Source organism: Kitasatospora sp. NPDC056076 (genome assembly GCF_042266305.1).
In the GTDB taxonomy this organism is placed as follows: domain Bacteria; phylum Actinomycetota; class Actinomycetes; order Streptomycetales; family Streptomycetaceae; genus Kitasatospora.
The window spans coordinates 1,063-1,401 of the sequence record NZ_JBHJWG010000128.1 but is presented as its reverse complement, the minus strand read 5'-3'; the positions used below and the strand labels follow the sequence as shown (position 1 = coordinate 1,401).

At 75.2% G+C, this 339-nt stretch carries 1 protein-coding gene; it reads left to right on the top strand.

Annotated elements, in window-relative coordinates; translation table 11 throughout:
- On the top strand, positions 1-339 hold a 339-nt coding region (locus ACFC1T_RS38380; protein WP_375897445.1), incomplete at both ends, for a condensation domain-containing protein.

Here is a 339-nt window from a genome sequence, read left to right as displayed (position 1 = left end):
TCGGCCTGTTCATCAACACCCTGCCCACCCGGGTCCGGGTGGAGAGCGGGCGCACCGCCGCCGACTGGCTGCGCGCCCTCCAGGAGGCCCAGGCCGAGGCCCGGCGGCACGCCGCCGTCTCGCTCGCCGAACTCACCGGGTACAGCGATCTGCCCCCCGGCGGCGCGCTGTTCGACAGCATCGTCGCCTTCGAGAACTACCCCTTCGACGACGCCCGCGCGGCCGGCACCGGGGTGCGGCTGGCCGAGGTCTCCTCCCGGGACGCCACCAACTTCCCGCTGGTGCTGCGCGCCCACCAGGGGGAGCGGCTCGGCCTCGACCTCGGGTACGACCCGGAGC